Raw genomic sequence first — 15,012 nt, 5'->3', positions numbered from 1 at the left:
ATCGGCTTCGCTCCCCGCTGCCCGGCGCCTGCCGTTCCTGGCGTGCTCCCGCCGCGGGGCGGACGTCGCCTCCGGGGCCGGTGAGGCGGGCCGTCAGGCGGGACAGCAGGGCGACCGACTCGCTCAGCCGCCGTCGTTCGTCGGGGTCGAAGGTCTCGCGGATGGCGGTGCCGAGGGCGCCCGCGCGCAGGGTGCGCTCCCGCCGGAGACGGGAGCGGCCGGCGTCGGTGAGGCGCAGCAGGAGCTTGCGGCCGTCGTCGGGGTGCGGCTCCCCGCGGACCAGGCCGGCGAGGGAGAGGTCCTTGACCGACTTGGCGGCCGACTGGTGTGTCACACCGCGCAGTCGGGCGAGGTCGGCCGTGGTCAGGGGGCCGTCGCGGTCGAGGAATCCGAGGATGGCCGCTTCGCCGGGCGGCATGGTGTCCACGGCTCGCACCGCCCGGACCAGCTCACCGATCGACCGCCGCAGCTCCTCGGCCAGCGCGTCTTCGTCCATGGAGCCATCCTAGCCGGAGATCTCGCACTTGGTTGTACAGTTAAGTTGTACAAGTAGTTAAGTTGTACAAGTGGCTGCAAGTGCTGCTCGGCGAAGACGGAAGGACGAAGGACATGGCGGTCGTGGAACTCACCAAGTTCGGTCATGCGTGTGTGCGGCTCGAGAAGGACGGGCGCCGCCTGGTCATCGACCCGGGCGGTCTGACCGGCCCCGAGGCCTTGGACGGCGCCGACGCGGTGCTCGTGACGCACGAGCACTTCGACCACTTCTCGGAGGAGGCGCTGCGCCGGGCGGCCGCGGCACGTCCGGGCCTGCGCATCTGGACCAACTCCTCCGTCGCCGAGCGGCTGGACGGTCTCGGCGCGCGGGTCTCCACCACCGGGGACGGGGACGCCTTCGGCGTCGCGGGCTTCGACGTCACGGTGCACGGAACCTGGCACGCGGTCATCCACCCGGAAGTCCCGCGCATCTCCAACATCGGGTTCCTGGTGGACGAGTCCCTGTTCCACCCCGGCGACGCCCTGACCGTCCCCGGCACTCCGGTCGGCACGCTGCTGCTGCCCGTGCACGCTCCCTGGTCCAGGGTCGGCGATCTGATCGACTACGTGCGCGAGGTCGCTCCCCACGATGCCTACGCCGTCCACGACGGCGCCCTCAACGACGTCGGCACCGCGATGGTCGAGGGCTTCCTCGGCGAGCGGGGCCCCGGGGTCCCGGCTCGCTACCGTCGGCTGGCCCCGGGCGCGAGTGTCCGGGTCGGGTGAGGTCCGGCGGCGCCCGGTCACGGCGTGCCGACGCCTACGACGCCGAGGGCTTCTCCTCGCGGTACAGCACGAGGTGTTCGTGGTGGAGCACGCCGTCCCGCAGGTCTCCGGTGGCGGTGAAGCCGGTGTCGTCGACGTAGTCGAGGTGGTCGCCGGTCACCGTGTAGCGGCCCGTGTACGCGCTGCGCCGGTCCCCCCGGGCCTCGTCGTAGCGCCCGTCCGGCAGCAACTCCTGCCGGATGTGGCCGTCCGCGGTCACCCACATGCCGACCACGTCGGCGTTCTCACGATTGCGGCGGTCCCGCGCGTTCGCTGTCATCACACATTCCCTTCCTCGGTGGGCGGTGGCCTCTGCCCGGCCGAGTCTGCGCAGGTCGGCCCACCGGGCACCAGGACGTTCGCTGCCTGGGTGCGGCACACCCAGGCAGCGCACCGGAGCACCGCCTAGCCTTGGCGGCATGGACGACAACCACCTCGGGGAGTTCCTGCGCGCGCGCCGCGCCGGTCTGCGGCCGCAGGACGTCAACATGGCGAGCCACGGCCTGCGCAGGGTCGCCGGACTGCGCCGTGAGGAGGTCGCCGTCCTGGCCGGGGTCAACGCCGACTACTACACCCGGCTGGAACAGGGCCGCGAGCGTCACCCCTCTCCGCAGGTGCTCGACGCCCTCGGCCGCGCGCTCCACCTGGACCCGGAGGCCCGCGCCCACCTGCACCGCCTGGCCGGGGTGTCACCGGCCGGCCGGGACTCGCTGCACGCGACCGAACGGGTCGGTCCCGCACTGCGCCAGCTGATGGACGGCTACGCCCACACCCCCGCCTTCGTCATGAGCCGCACCCTCGACGTCCTGGCCGCCAACGCCCTGGCCGACGCACTCTTCGCGCCCTTCACGCCCGCGGACAACCTGGCCCGCATGATCTTCCTCGACCCGGCGGGCAGGGAGTTCTACCAGGAGTGGGACCGAGCCGCCCAGGCCGTCGTCGCCAACCTGCGCCAGGCACACGGCTTCGATCCGGAGCACCCGCGTCTGAGGCGCCTGGTGGACACGCTCACCGAGCACAGCGCCGTGTTCCGGCGCCTGTGGGCGGAGCACTCCGTGCGCGGCAAGACGCAGGACGCCAAGCGGCTCCTCCACCCGGACGTCGGCGCCCTCTCGCTGACGTACCAGTCCTTCGACGTCCGTGACGCTCCGGGGCAGCAACTGGTCATCTACCACGCCGAGCCGGGCAGCCCGTCGGCCCACGCCTTGGGCCTGCTCGGCTCCCTGCACGCCGGCGAGCGGCGGCAGGGCGCGTCCGACTCCGCCGGGTAGTGAGCGCCGCTCCCCCGGTCCGCGAGCGGAATCCGTGAGTGCCGGGTCACGCCGCTGCGCGGCCGGGGCCGAAGAACGCGATCATCTGCTCCAGGCCGTCCGTGCCGAACATGGTGTCCAGGCTTTCGGCGGACTCGACGGCGGACGCTTCACTGCGGGGAAAGAGGCCCTTCTCGTACCGGGTGAGCGCGGCCTCGGTGTCGCCGGGGTGAGCGGCGAGGGCGAGGGCGAGTTCGGCACCGTCGTACATGGCGAGGTTGGCGCCCTCACCGGCGAAGGGGGACATCAGGTGGGCCGCGTCACCGAGCAGGGTGACGCCGGGGGTCCGCTTCCAGTGATGCCCGGCGGGCAGGGCGTGGATGCGGCGCGGAGTGATGGTCTCCGCGTGGGCGACCAGGCCGCGCAGGTCCTCGTCCCAGCCGTCGAAGTGGGCGAGGACCGCGGCTTTGGCGGCGCCGTGGTCGGTGAAGTCGATGGTGTCGATCCAGTCCTCGTCCGCCCTGAGCGCGGTGTAGACGTGGAGGCTGCCGTCGGTCTCGCGGTGGGCGAGGAAGCCGCGCCGGTCGCCGAGGCAGATGAAGAAGCCACCGCCGACGAGGGCCGCGCTGCGCGGGTGGCGGGTGTCGGCCTCGTGCAGGTCGGTCTCCACGAAGGAGATGCCGGTGTAGGCGGGCTCGGCGCCCGAGAGTAGCGGCCGGATGCGGGACCAGGCGCCGTCGGCACCGATGAGGAGGTCGGTGGTGATGGCCGAGCCGTCGGCGAAGGTGACCTCGTGCCGGCCGTCGTCCAGTGCTCGGGCGCCGGTGGCCTTGCGCCGCCAGTGGACCGTGCCGTCGGGGAGGGAGTTCAGCAGCAGGTGGCGCAGGTCGCCCCGGTCGACCTCGGGGCGGCCGCCGTCGCCCTCGTCCTCGGTGGCGACACGGACCGTGCCGTCGGGACCGACCAGGCGCATCGCCTGGCCGCCCTCGTGGATGATCCTGCGGAACTCGTCGTGGAGGCCGGCGGCGCGGATCGCCTCCTGGCCGTTCTCCTCGTGGATGTCGAGCATGCCGCCCTGCGTGCGGGCCTCCGGGCCGGACTCCAGGTCGAAGACGGCGGATTCGATTCCGTTCACCTGCAGGACCCGGGCGGCGGTGAGACCGCCCAGGCCGCCGCCGATGATCGCGATGGGGTGGTGGGGGGTGCTCATGGTGGCCTCCAGGGGTGCGCGGTCGGACACCTTCAGCGTAACGAACATGTTCGTAACGAACAAGTTCGTTCATACTGCCGGGCCGGGGACGGGTGTGCGGGTGATCCCGTTGACGAGGACGTCGAACGACCAGCGCAGGCGGTCGTGGGAGGAGCCGCCGATGAGCAGGGGCATGTGGGAGGCGATCGCGGGATGGGTGGCCTCGTCCGCGTCGCGCAGCGCCCGGACGGCGGCGCTCCAGTCCTCCTGGGACCTCGGATCGTGTTCCTGGGTCGCCTGCTCGGCGGCGGTGGCGGTGGCGTCCTGCAAGAGCTTGTCCACGCCCCAGGCGACCTGCGCGCCAGGGGCTCCGCTACGGGCGAGCAGGTCGAGGATCCGTTCCACTAGACGCAGGTAGTTCTCCCCGCTGGGCCGGGCGACCAGGGCCGACCGGGCGAGCTGCGGGTGCGCGAACAGTACGAGGGTGTACGACGTCAGCACGGCCCGGAGCTGCTCGCGCCAGCCCTCTTCGGCGCCCGCACCGGTGAGGTCGACCTCGCCGAGCAGCGCGTCCAGCACGGCCGCGTGCAGTTCGGCGGTGTTCGCCACGTACACGTAGAGGGAGGCGGGGCCGGTGTCCAGCTCCTGCGCCAGACGGCGCATGGTGACCTTCTCCAGCCCCTCCGCACGCATGAGCGCCACCGCGGTGTCGACGATCCACCGCCGGGACAGTGCGGGCTTCGCCGGACGGTCCCGGCGGCTGATCGGGGCTCTTCTCGCTGCCATGCCCCGATCGTAACGAGCGGCCGTGGACGGGCCGCATCGTGCTGGGGCGGACGTTGCGTTGGAGCCGGCCCGCGTCGCTCAGACGCGGTCGGCCGCGATCAGGACGTACTGGAAGGAGCCGTCACGGTAGGACTCGATGAACGCCTTCTCGATTCCGGTGACCAGCGAGGACGTGGCCCGCAGCTCCCAGTAGGGCAGCGTGTCCGGGGTGAGGTCGACGATGGTGTGCGGCACGAGCCGGTTGTCGGCCATGGCGCGCAGGTACTCGCGGCGGGAGTGGATGTTGCACTCGAAGTGGGCGTTGATCTGGGAGACCCACTTCGACGGCTGGCCGTAGCGGGGGTTCCAGCAGCCGGTGATCGTCACGTACCGGCCGCCGACCTTCAGGAAGCGGGAGTGCTCGCCGAACAGGTCGTGGAGGTCGACGTACATGGTCGACTCGTTGTTCCACGAGGCCGTGATGCCGCCCTTGTCGAAGGGCGTGTCGAGCATGTTGCACACGCGGGAGCGGACGTGGTCGTCGATACGCAGTTCCCGCGCGCGCCGGTTGCCGAAGTCGGCCTGGGCGGCGGACAGGGTCACTCCCTCGACCCGGCTGCCGAAGCGGCGGTGGGCCATGACCATGGAACCGCCGCGTCCGCAGCCGGCGTCGACGAGGGTGTCGTCGGGACCGGCCTGGCCAAGGTGGTCCATGAGGAACTCGGCCTGCGCCGACTCCAGCCGGTGCAGCTCCGCGACGACCTTCTTCTCGTACTCGCTGTGCTCCGGGTCGCCGAGCGCGTCATGGTCCACGGCGCCGATGCCGTAGTGGTGGTGATAGAGCCCGTCCACGTCACCGAGGCGGAGGTTGACCGGCCGTGCCTCGTTGTTCCAGTAGCGGGCGATGTCCTCCTGGTACGGCGTCGCCGGGGCCGGGATCTTCGCGGTGGCGGTGGTGGTGGTCTCAGTGGTCACAGATACGTCCGTTCTCTACCAGAAGTCGGGCAGGCTGTAGCGGTAGGTGTTGGTGCGGTGCCAGTCGTGGTTGCCGTCGACCCAGGCGGCGACGCCCTTGAGGAAGCGCAGCACGGGGGGCAGGGGGCAGGCCTCCGCGAGGTCGGCCGCGGCGGCCTCGAAGGAGTGCTGGAGTTCGTTGTGGACCTCGACGGCCTTGAGGTAGGCGTCGCGTTCGCAGAGCTGCTCGCGCTCGGCGATCACCACCGGAAGGTTCAGGTGGCGGCCGGGGCTGTTGAGTTCCTTGGTGTAGGAGTAGAGGTCGTTGACGATGGTCGTCGCGTTGCCGGCGAGGGCGATGACCCGTTGCATGTCCGGGCGGGCGTGCAGGTCCGCGGGCAGTTCGTAGCCGCCGACGGTGTCGGTGATCGTGGGGCAGGGGCGGAAGTTGTTGAACTGGCGCATCGCCAGGTACTCCCAGACCTCCGGGACGTGTCCGGTCTGCGCCCAGGCGCCCTCGGCGAGGTAGCCCAGGTGCAGCCGGGCCATGTCGTGCCGGTAGCGGTCGGACTGGGAGGGGCTCGCCGCCCGGACGAAGTAGCCCATGGCGCTGTCGTACGCCCGGCGCGGGGCGTCCGAGGCGAGGGACTCCTGCCACAGCGGCGTGTACTCGGCGGTGGAGTGGAAGTGGTCGATCGCGGTGTGCGCGAGCAGGAGGCGCCCGCCCAGGCCGACGGGTGAGCCGCCGTGGTCCTCGCAGTAGCAGTCGTCCACCGCGTTCTCCGCGACCATCAGCCGGGTCGCGAGCATCAGGTGGTCGACGGTGGGCGCGTCGGGGTGGCAGGCGACCATGTAGCGGCCGACCGAGAAGCCGTCGAACTGCCCCTCCCACTCCTCGGGATACAGCTGGACCTCGTCCTCGGCCCAGCGCTTGATGCGGCGGCTCACCTCCTCGACGCGCACGGGGTCGGGTTCCGGGACGGGGTGGTGGTAGAGGCCGGGGACGGCTCGTCCGGCGGCGGGCGGGGCGGATGCCGGGGCCTCCGGGCCCGGTTGCCGTCCGTAGCTGTCGGCCGGGGCGAGCGAGGTCGTGCCCGGCCCGGTCGGCCCGCGCAGGATCCGCTGGAGGGCGGAGCCACCCGTGGCCGTGTCGAGCGGGTCCGCTGCGGCGGGGGCGGTGGCGGGCTTGGGGGACGGTGCCGGGCCGGGGAGCGTGACCGGCGGATGCAGTGCGGCCAGGAAGTCGGACGCGGCCGGTGTGGCCGAAGCGCTCGGGGTCACCGGTGCGGGGGCGTCCGGCAGAGTGGTGGGCGGCGTCGGCCCCTGCTCGGGAGGTGGTGTTCCGAGGGTCCCGGAGTCGGGCATCGGCGGCTCCTTGCTGCGGCGGGGTGGGCGTTGTGTTGCGCGTGCGGCGGGTCGGGCCCGGTCCGGTCGGCGGCTCCGGGCTTCAGCGCGACACCGGGGCGATCTGAACGTTCTCCATGACTCCGAGGGCGTCGGGCAGGAGCACCGCGGCGGAGTAGTAGGTGCTGACGAGGTAGGAGATGATCGCCTGTTCGTTGATGCCCATGAACCGCACGGACAGGCCCGGTTCGTACTCGTCCGGCAGGTCCGTCTGCCGCAGGCCGATCACGCCCTGGTTCTTCTCGCCGGTGCGCATCGCGATGATGGAGCTGGTCTGCTTCTTGCTGATCGGGATCTTGTTGCACGGCAGGATGGGGACGCCGCGCCAGGCGGGGACGGACTGCCCGCCCAGGTCGACGTGGTCGGGGTAGAGGCCGCAGGCGTTGAAGCCGCGTCCGATGGCGGCGATGGTCCTGGGGTGGGCGAGGAAGAGCTTGGTGCCACGTCGGCGACAGAGCAGCTCGTCCATGTCGTCCGGGGTCGGCGCGCCGGTGCGGGGCTGGATGCGCTGCTTGAAGTCGGCGTTGTGCAGCAGCCCGAACTCGCGGTTGTTGACGAGTTCGTGTTCCTGGCGCTCACGCAGGGCCTCGACGGTGAGCCTGAGTTGCTCCTCGCTCTGGTTCATCGGCCCGTTGTAGAGGTCGCCGACCCGGGTGTGGATCCTCAGGACGGTCTGTGCGACGGAGAGCTCGTACTCGCGCGGCCGCAGTTCGTAGTCGACGAAGGTACCGGGCAGTTCGGCCTCGCCGACGTGACCGGCCGACAGGGCGATCTCGGCCTCGCCGTGCTTGGTCTGCCGTTGTCGTGCGCGCGTGCGGTAGTCGTCGACGTGGGCCCGCAGCCGCGGCGCGGAGGCCTGGACGGCGTCGAAGTCGGCGCGCGTGAGGGTGAGGAGGGTGCCGGAGGTCTCGGCGGTGAAGGTGGAGTCGTGGCGGGCGTCGGGGTCCGACAGCGCCTTCTCGCCGAAGTGGCTGCCGTCCGCGAGCACCGCGGTGGTGATCTCTCCCCCGTACTTGCCCTCGGTGGTCCGGCTGACGCGTCCGTGTGCGAGGAGGTGGATGCGGTCTGCTGGGCCGCCTCGTTCGACGAGGACCTCACCCGCCGCGAAGTCCCGCTGCGTGCAACGGCCGGCGAGGGCGGTGAGGACGTCCGGGTCCGCGAAACCGCGCAGCAGGGCCAGCTCGGTGAGCTCTTCGGGGATCACCCGGACCCTGGCGCCCTCCTGGACGAACTCGATACGGCCGTCGCCGAGCGTGTGGCGCAACCGTCGGTTGACCCGGTAGGCGCCGCCTGCGGCCTCGACCCAGGGCAGCATGCGCAGCAGCCAGCGGGAGGTGATCTCCTGCATCTGCGGGACGGACTTGGTGGTGCTGGCGAGGTTGCGGGCAGCCGCCGTACTCAGGGACTGCTGCGGTGCCTCGGGTGGGGTCTGAGCTGCCGGGATGCTGTCGACGGACATCGGGAGGCCTTCTCCTTGCACGACGGGTCGATCGACCGGCGCACACGGCTGCGCCGACGGGGAGACGGGAGGGGGTGGGCAACGAGCCGGAGGGATCGCGTGAATCCGTCCGCCCTCAGAAAGCTAGCTGCTGGAACGGCCGCATCCACCAAGGTGACGGGAGGCTTACCCCGAAGCAGTGACAATCGGTCGTATGCGGTTTATCCGCCCGTTGGTCGGGATCGCTCGGTGGGAGAAGGGCTGGACCCTCACGTGGCGTCAGGCGGCATAGTCGGTGCCGTGAAGGATCACTGGACCGTGGGACGCGTGGCCGAGCTGGCCCACGTGAGCGTCCGCACGCTGCATCACTATGACGAGATCGGGCTCGTTCGGCCGTCGGGGCGCACCGCGTCCGGGTACCGGGCCTATTCGGCGGACGACGTGGAGCGGCTGCGGGAGGTGCTCGGCTATCGGCGGCTGGGCTTCGGGCTGCGGGAGGTCGCGGAACTCGTCGGCGACCCGTCCGCCGACGCCGTCGCGCACCTGCGCCGGCTGCGCGGCCTGCTGCTGGAGCGGCGTGATCGCGCCGACGCCATGGTGGCGGCCATCGACCGGGAACTCGACGTACGGGCGAAGGGACTGAAGGTGACACCGGAGGAGCAACTGGAGATGCTCGGTGCCCGGCTGTACGACGAGATCGGCGGCGCCTACACCGCGACACGGCGTACCGAGCCGCGGATCGCCGCGCGGATCTGGGACGCGCTCGGGGACGCGCGGACGGTGCTGAACGTCGGTGCCGGCACCGGCTCCTACGAGCCCACCGATCGGCACGTGACCGCGGTGGAGCCGTCGGCGGTCATGCGGGAGCAGCGGCCTGCCGGGGCGGCGCCGTGCGTGGCCGCGGCCGCGGAGAAACTGCCGTTCGCGGACGGCTCCTTCGACGTCGCGATGGCCGTCTCCACCGTTCACCACTGGGGGGACCCGATGGCGGGGCTGCGCGAGATGCGGCGCGTGGCCCGCCGCGTGGTGGTGCTCACGTTCGACACCGACGAGCCCGGATGGCAGGACCGGTTCTGGCTCACCCGCGACTACCTTCCCGAGTTCGCCACCGTCCTCGCGGAGTTTCCCTCGCTTGCCGGGATGGCCGACGCGATCGGCGCCCGCGCCGAGCCGGTGCCCGTTCCGTGGGACTGTGCCGACGGTCTGTTCGAGGCGTACTGGCGCCGGCCCGAGGCGTATCTGGAGGATCGTGTGCGGCGGGCCGCGTCGGTGTGGACGAGGGTCGGGCCAAAGGCCGAGCGGCGGGCGGTGCGCAGCCTCCGCGACGACCTCGGCTCCGGCCGCTGGGCCGAGCGCAACAGCGACCTCGCGGGCCTCGACGCGGCAGATCTCGGTCTCCGCCTGCTCATCGCCTGACCTGGGCGTCCGGCAGCCCGGCCACTCCCCGGAACGGTCCGGCGCCTCGGACGCGGCGCCGCCCCGGAAGCCGCCCTCGTACTCCTAGTCCTCGGCGGCCGTTCCGTGCAGGGAATGGATCATGCTCCGCAGGATCCGGAACGCGCCCGCCTGCTCGCTCTCGGTCATGCCGGCCAGCATTCTGAGCTCCACGGAACGGACCGCCACGGTCGCCTTCTCCAGGCTCCGCCGGCCGCGAGGAGTGAGCCGCGCGGGCAGCGCCTTCCCGACGGGTGCCTCCGCGGGCCTGGTCACGTAGCCGTCCCGTTCCAGGGCCTGGAGCAGCACGTTCATCGACTGGCGGGTCACGAACGCGCCCCGCGCGAGCTCGGAGTTCGACAAGCCCGGCCGTTGAGCCAGCAGTTCGAGGCAGGAGTAGTGCGTCACGCTCATCCCGAGGGGCCGCAGCACCTCCTCCATGGCCGCGCGCAGGGCACTCGAAGCCTCTTTGAGCAGGTAGCCCAGTGATTTGTCCAGGTCGATGCCGGCACCCTTTTGACTCATGTCAGCATTCTGACATACCGTGGGTCGTGTCAGGAATCTGACACGAAGAGAAGGAGCACCACCATGCCCGTCACCGGTCCCGACTTCGTCTCCCTCCAGGTACGCGACCTCGACGCCTCACAGGCGTTCTACGAGCAGTACCTCGGCCTCGTCCGCTCACCGGCCGGGCCTCCGCACGCGGTCGTCTTCGACACGAAGCCGATCGCGTTCGCACTCCGCGACGTCGTACCCGGCACCGATCTCGCCTCCGTCGCCCGGCCCGGCATCGGTGCCGCGATCTGGCTGCACGGCACCGGCGTCCAGGCCATCCACGACGCCCTCGTCGCCGACGGTCACACCATCGTCTCCGCACCGGTCGACGGCCCGTTCGGCCGGACGTTCACCTTCGCCGACCCCGACGGCTACCACGTCACCCTCCACGACCGCGCCTGACCGGCGGCGCGCCGCACCGACCGGTGCGGAACGCGGGTGCCGCCGGAGCGAATCAGCGCAGCAGGAGAGCGACGGCCACCGCCAGGCGTTCGAGGTACGACTCCCTCGACCCGACCTGGTGCTTGAGTCCCGTCGATGCGCTGATCATCGTCTGTGCGATCCGGACGGCCTCCTCCCGCCCTGCCGCGACGGTGATCGCGTCCGTGACCAGCTCCTCGAAACGTCGCGGCAGGGCCTCGACGACCTCTCCGAGGATGCCGGGATTGTCCTCGATCACCGTCGCGACATCGCGCGCCAGCGGGCCGACGTAGCGGCCCGCCCAGTGGTCGAACGCTTCGACGAGGCGCTCCGGAAGGGGGCGGTCACCGTCGGCCAGGGCCCGTTCGACCGCGGTGATGTCGCGGTGCAGGGCCTGGGTGACCGCGGCACGGAACAGGATCTCCTTCGAGGAGAAGAGGAAGTAGAGGCCCGGCCGGGAGATGTGCGCCGCCCGCGCCACCTCCTCCATCGACGTCTTCCGGTAGCCGAAACGCGCGAACGTCGCCATGGCGGACTCCAGGACCGTGGTCCGACGGTCGGCGTCCGCGGCTGTCGGGGTCGGGTGGTCGGCGTCGCTCCTGCTCATGCGGCGAGCATACGAGCATGAGACGCACTATACAAATCATGTTCAGTTCGTATAGTTGAGTCATGGATACCCGACCGCTCATCTCCACGCCGTTCACCGCCTCCAGCACCGCGGAGGAGGTGCTGGAGGGCATCGACCTCACCGGTGTCCGGGCGATCGTGACGGGAGCGTCCTCCGGACTCGGCGTCGAGACGGCTCGTGCGCTGACCGCCGCCGGGGCGGAGGTGACGCTCGCCGTGCGGAACACGGCCGCGGGTGCCTCCGCCGCCGAGACGATCGCCGGGTCGACCGGAGCGGCCCCGCCCCGCGTCGTCCGGCTCGACCTCGCCGACCGGGCCGGCGTCACCCGGTTCGTCGACGCGTGGGACGGCCCGCTCCACCTGCTCGTCAACAACGCCGGCGTGGTCACCGGCGGGCTCGAACGGACACCCGAGGGCTGGGAGCTGCACTTCGCGACGAACCATCTCGGCCACTTCGCCCTGGCCACCGGGCTGCACCAGGCCCTGGCCCGCGGTGCCGCAGAGCGCGACGGAGCACGGATCGTCTCGGTCAGTTCGACGGCGCACATGCGGGCCGGCATCGACTTCGACGACCCGCACTTCGAGCGCCGCGGCCACGACCCGCAGACCGCCTACGCACAGTCGAAGACGGCGAACTCCCTCTTCGCCGTCGAGGCGAGCCGTCGGTGGGGCTCCGACGGCATCGTCGCCAACGCGGTCAATCCCGGCGGTGTCGCGACGGGTCTGCAGCGGAACTTCACGCCGGAACAGCGGGCATCGCTCGACGCGGCCGAGGCTGCCGGAGTCTTCACCTACAAAACGGTGGAGCAGGGAGCCGCCACCAGTGTCGTCGCGGCCGTCGCCCCGGAGTTCGCCCACTCCGGGGGCCACTACCTCGACGACGGGCAAGAGGCCTACACGGTGCCGAACGATGCCGACCTCGCGCGGCACCCGCACGGGGTCAAGGAGTGGGCACTGGATCCCGACGCCGCCGAGCGCCTGTGGACCGTCTCGACCGATCTGCTGCGCCCCTGACCTCGGCGAAGGCCAGTTCCGGCCGTGAGCCGCAGCTACGCGACTTCCCTCCCGGCCTCCCCCGGCTCCCCCAGCGGCCGGGTCATCCCGTCGTCCGGGGCCGCGCGCCGGCCGGGTTCGGTCTGGTCCAGCTCCCAGTGGTACTGGCACTCCTCGCACCGCGGCCCGTCCACGACGGCGTCCTCCCCGTTCGGGCAGTCCGTGCCGTCTCCGCGTCCCGCGCACACCTCACCTGTATGCCCCATGCATCCGACCGTGGCCCGCACCGCGCCACGTCGGGGAGTGGGCCCGTGGGGCGCACAGGTGCTCGGTCCCGCACGACGCCCCAGCAGCCACCACGGCCTTCCGCAGCACCCGTCAGAGGACACCTCCGTTGGCACGGATGTTCTGTCCCGTCAGCCATCGCCCGTCCGGCCCCGCGAGGAACGCGATCACGTCCGCCACGTCCTCGGGCCGGCCGAGGCGTCCGAGCGAGGTCATCGCGATGGCCGTCGCCAGCTTCTCCGGCTCGTTGGCCGCGTTGAGGAGATCGGTGTCCGTGGCACCGGGCGACACGGTGTTGACCGTGATGCCGCGTGCGCCCAGCTCGCGCGAGGCCACCAGGGTCAGCTGTTCGATGGCCCCCTTGCTGGCTGCGTAGGGGGCGTTGCCGGGTGCGGGGAAGACGGTGTTGAGGGTGGAGATGTTCACGATCCGCCCGCCGTCGCGCATGTGCCGTGCGGCGTGCCGCACGGTGAGGAAGACCGATTTCGCGTTGACGGCCATCACCCGGTCGAAATCGGCCTCGGTGGTCTGCGCGATGGGCACGACGTCGGTGTGCAGGGCCGCGTTGTTGACCAGGATGTCCAGGCCGTCGAGCCGGCGTTCGGCCGTGGACAGCAGGTCCTCGGCCGCACCGGGTTCGGCCAGGTCCAGCTGGAGGGCGGTGACCCGGCCGCCGGCCTTCTCGGCCTGCCGCACCACCTCGTTCGCGGCCTCCCGGTTCCGCGCGTAGTTGAAGACCACCTCCGCTCCGTCCCGCGCGAGTCGCAGCACGACTGCCCGCCCGATCCCCCGTGAGCCTCCGGTGACCACAGCCGCCTTGCCCGTGAGTACCGCCATGTCCCCTCCTGCGTTGACGAGTCGTCCGTTGCGAACAACCCGTACCCTCCGGCGGCTCCGGGCGAACAGGGACCAGGCCCCCGGCCGGGGCCGGCCGGACCGTGGAGGGCACGGTCCGTTCCGGTCAGGTGAGGGAGAACCGCAGGTACGGGGCGACGCTGCGGAGTTTCTCGCAGGTCTCCTCGGTCTCCCGGTCCGGGCTGGACTGGGCGGTGACCCCGGCACCGGCTCGCAGCCACGCCTCGTCGCCCGCGCCGATCAGGGTGCGCAGGACGAGGGCGGCGTCAAGGGCGCCGCCGGTGCTCCCCCGGAAGACCGCCCCGCCGTACAGGCCGCGCGGCCCCTCCTCGTGGCGGGCCAGGGCCTGGAGCGCGGCGCGTTTGGAGACTCCGGTGGCGGTGATGGCGGGGAACAGGGAGGCGAAGGCGTCCCAGGGTCCGGCGTCCGGCCGGAGCCGGCCCGTCACCCGCGAGGCAAGGTGCTGCACCGATCCTCGTGGGCGGACCGACATGAACTCCTCGACCACGACGGAGCCGGGGCGGCACACGGCCGCCATCTCGTCCCAGGCCAGACGCACGGACACGGCGTGTTCGTGTATCTCCTTGGGGTCGCTGAGCAGTTCCACGCGCCGGCGCTCGTTCTCCGCCGGGTCGGCGCCCAGGGCGCGGGTGCCCGCGAGCGGCTGGGTGCTGACCCGCCCGTCGTCCCCGACCTCGAGAACGGTCTCGGGGCTGAATCCGGCAGCCCGGTATCCGCCGAGGTCCAGCACGTAGGAGCGGGCGGGTGTGTTGGCCCGGCGGCCGGCGAGGTAGGTGGCGGGGAAGTCGGGGCGGGCCTCGGCGGGCAGGGGGACCCGCCGGGAGACCACGGCCTTCTCCAGCAGTCCGGCGCGGATGTCCCGGACCGTACGGGTGACGGCCCGGCCGTAGGCGGCGGTGCCGACGGCGATGACGTCCTCGGTGCGGTCCCGCGCCGCCTCGTCGTGGAAGGTCTGCTCGGCCGGCCGCGAGGACCGGCCGGGCTCCGCGAGCAGGTCGGCGACCTTGCGCGCCCATGCCTCGTCCACCGCGCGGACCACCGTCGAGTCGGCGGTGAGGGTGACTTCGACGGACGGGACCATGGCGTGCAGCAGCGGCTGGTCTCCGGCCGTCGCGGGGTCCGCGTGCAGGAGGTGGGCGAGTTCGAAGGCCGCCCAGCCGTAGAAGCGGCGCTCTTCACCGCTCTCGTCGGGCGGAGCGGACACGGGCGACAGTGCGTCCAGGGCGGCGGCGAACGCCGTCAACGGCCGCCGCCGCGTGCGCGAGGTCCAGGTGCGCCCGGCGGCCCGCGCGGTGATGCCGGTGGCGTCCGCGGTGACGCTCACGTCGGAGCCCGCCGCGAAGTGCCAGACGCCGCCTTCCGACTCGTAGACCACGTACTGGCCCGCGAGGCCCGCCCGGGCGAGGCTGGTGGCGGTGGCGGCCGGGTCGTGGCAGGGCTCGCGGGTGCTCGTGCACGCGAGTGGTGGGACGGACCTCGCCCATGCCTCCCAGAGGTTCCGGGATCCGGTGCTCATCGTGTGG

16 protein-coding genes and 1 pseudogene are annotated in these 15,012 nt (G+C 71.8%); 5 read left to right on the top strand and 12 right to left on the bottom strand.

Features of this window, described 5'->3' with window-relative positions:
* Nucleotides 1-76: 76 nt before the first annotated feature.
* Nucleotides 77-496 (bottom strand): annotated as a pseudogene (locus ACH4D3_RS12795) (MarR family winged helix-turn-helix transcriptional regulator); the annotation flags it as partial.
* A 113-nt stretch (nucleotides 497-609) separates the two neighbouring features.
* On the opposite strand from ACH4D3_RS12795, the gene ACH4D3_RS12790 reads away from it, so the two are divergent.
* Entirely contained in the window at nucleotides 610-1,260 is a 651-nt protein-coding gene (locus tag ACH4D3_RS12790; RefSeq protein WP_398320462.1) for an MBL fold metallo-hydrolase, read from the top strand.
* Nucleotides 1,261-1,294: 34 nt separating this feature from the next.
* On the opposite strand, the gene ACH4D3_RS12785 is transcribed toward ACH4D3_RS12790, so the two are convergent.
* The gene (locus ACH4D3_RS12785; protein ID WP_356857724.1) at nucleotides 1,295-1,579 is read right to left on the bottom strand and encodes an Atu4866 domain-containing protein; all 285 of its coding nucleotides are present in this window, start codon (nucleotides 1,577-1,579) and stop codon (nucleotides 1,295-1,297) included.
* Between the two features lie 139 nt (nucleotides 1,580-1,718).
* On the opposite strand from ACH4D3_RS12785, the gene ACH4D3_RS12780 reads away from it, so the two are divergent.
* Nucleotides 1,719-2,570, top strand: coding sequence for a helix-turn-helix transcriptional regulator (locus ACH4D3_RS12780; RefSeq protein WP_398320458.1), 852 nt, complete (start codon nucleotides 1,719-1,721; stop codon nucleotides 2,568-2,570).
* 46 nt (nucleotides 2,571-2,616) lie between these two features.
* Here ACH4D3_RS12780 and ACH4D3_RS12775 read toward each other — a convergent pair whose 3' ends face one another.
* The 5 genes from ACH4D3_RS12775 to ACH4D3_RS12755 form a co-directional block, all read right to left on the bottom strand.
* On the bottom strand, nucleotides 2,617-3,807 hold the full coding sequence (locus ACH4D3_RS12775) for an FAD-dependent oxidoreductase (protein ID WP_398320455.1): 1,191 nt from the start codon (nucleotides 3,805-3,807) through the stop codon (nucleotides 2,617-2,619).
* A gap of 21 nt (nucleotides 3,808-3,828) precedes the next feature.
* Nucleotides 3,829-4,524: a TetR/AcrR family transcriptional regulator gene (locus ACH4D3_RS12770; protein WP_398320452.1), complete on the bottom strand. Its 696-nt coding sequence runs from the start codon at nucleotides 4,522-4,524 to the stop codon at nucleotides 3,829-3,831.
* A gap of 78 nt (nucleotides 4,525-4,602) precedes the next feature.
* On the bottom strand, nucleotides 4,603-5,478 hold the full coding sequence (locus ACH4D3_RS12765; RefSeq protein ID WP_398320449.1) for a geranyl diphosphate 2-C-methyltransferase: 876 nt from the start codon (nucleotides 5,476-5,478) through the stop codon (nucleotides 4,603-4,605).
* A 15-nt stretch (nucleotides 5,479-5,493) separates the two neighbouring features.
* On the bottom strand, nucleotides 5,494-6,822 hold the full coding sequence (locus ACH4D3_RS12760) for a family 2 encapsulin nanocompartment cargo protein terpene cyclase (protein ID WP_398320446.1): 1,329 nt from the start codon (nucleotides 6,820-6,822) through the stop codon (nucleotides 5,494-5,496).
* Nucleotides 6,823-6,904: 82 nt separating this feature from the next.
* The gene (locus ACH4D3_RS12755; protein WP_398320443.1) at nucleotides 6,905-8,320 is read right to left on the bottom strand and encodes a family 2B encapsulin nanocompartment shell protein; all 1,416 of its coding nucleotides are present in this window, start codon (nucleotides 8,318-8,320) and stop codon (nucleotides 6,905-6,907) included.
* 297 nt (nucleotides 8,321-8,617) lie between these two features.
* Between ACH4D3_RS12755 and ACH4D3_RS12750 the strand changes: the two genes are divergently transcribed.
* On the top strand, nucleotides 8,618-9,715 hold the full coding sequence (locus ACH4D3_RS12750; protein WP_398321109.1) for a methyltransferase domain-containing protein: 1,098 nt from the start codon (nucleotides 8,618-8,620) through the stop codon (nucleotides 9,713-9,715).
* Between the two features lie 84 nt (nucleotides 9,716-9,799).
* On the opposite strand, the gene ACH4D3_RS12745 is transcribed toward ACH4D3_RS12750, so the two are convergent.
* Nucleotides 9,800-10,258 (bottom strand): MarR family winged helix-turn-helix transcriptional regulator, encoded by a 459-nt coding sequence (locus tag ACH4D3_RS12745; RefSeq protein WP_398320440.1) that lies wholly within the window; start codon nucleotides 10,256-10,258, stop codon nucleotides 9,800-9,802.
* A 63-nt stretch (nucleotides 10,259-10,321) separates the two neighbouring features.
* Here ACH4D3_RS12745 and ACH4D3_RS12740 point away from each other — a divergent pair, with 63 nt between their 5' ends.
* Nucleotides 10,322-10,690: a VOC family protein gene (locus ACH4D3_RS12740; RefSeq protein ID WP_398320437.1), complete on the top strand. Its 369-nt coding sequence runs from the start codon at nucleotides 10,322-10,324 to the stop codon at nucleotides 10,688-10,690.
* 52 nt (nucleotides 10,691-10,742) lie between these two features.
* On the opposite strand, the gene ACH4D3_RS12735 is transcribed toward ACH4D3_RS12740, so the two are convergent.
* Nucleotides 10,743-11,315, bottom strand: a complete 573-nt coding sequence (locus ACH4D3_RS12735) for a TetR family transcriptional regulator (protein ID WP_398320434.1) — start codon at nucleotides 11,313-11,315, stop codon at nucleotides 10,743-10,745.
* 62 nt (nucleotides 11,316-11,377) lie between these two features.
* On the opposite strand from ACH4D3_RS12735, the gene ACH4D3_RS12730 reads away from it, so the two are divergent.
* A complete protein-coding gene (locus ACH4D3_RS12730) occupies nucleotides 11,378-12,349 on the top strand; it encodes an SDR family NAD(P)-dependent oxidoreductase (RefSeq protein ID WP_398320431.1) in 972 nt (323 codons plus the stop codon).
* Between the two features lie 35 nt (nucleotides 12,350-12,384).
* Here the strand turns inward: ACH4D3_RS12730 and ACH4D3_RS12725 are convergent, their stop codons facing one another.
* The 3 genes from ACH4D3_RS12725 to ACH4D3_RS12715 all read right to left on the bottom strand — a co-directional run bounded on the left by ACH4D3_RS12725 (nucleotide 12,385) and on the right by ACH4D3_RS12715 (nucleotide 15,005).
* Entirely contained in the window at nucleotides 12,385-12,594 is a 210-nt protein-coding gene (locus ACH4D3_RS12725; RefSeq protein ID WP_398320428.1) for a hypothetical protein, read from the bottom strand.
* 112 nt (nucleotides 12,595-12,706) lie between these two features.
* Nucleotides 12,707-13,450, bottom strand: coding sequence for an SDR family oxidoreductase (locus ACH4D3_RS12720; protein ID WP_398320425.1), 744 nt, complete (start codon nucleotides 13,448-13,450; stop codon nucleotides 12,707-12,709).
* A 124-nt stretch (nucleotides 13,451-13,574) separates the two neighbouring features.
* On the bottom strand, nucleotides 13,575-15,005 hold the full coding sequence (locus tag ACH4D3_RS12715) for a salicylate synthase (RefSeq protein ID WP_398320422.1): 1,431 nt from the start codon (nucleotides 15,003-15,005) through the stop codon (nucleotides 13,575-13,577).
* Nucleotides 15,006-15,012: the final 7 nt, after the last annotated feature.

Source organism: Streptomyces sp. NPDC018026 (assembly GCF_044327745.1).
Lineage (GTDB): Bacteria > Actinomycetota > Actinomycetes > Streptomycetales > Streptomycetaceae > Streptomyces > Streptomyces rubrogriseus.
Note: the sequence above shows the minus strand (reverse complement) of the source record. Positions and strands in the feature narration are given on the sequence as shown.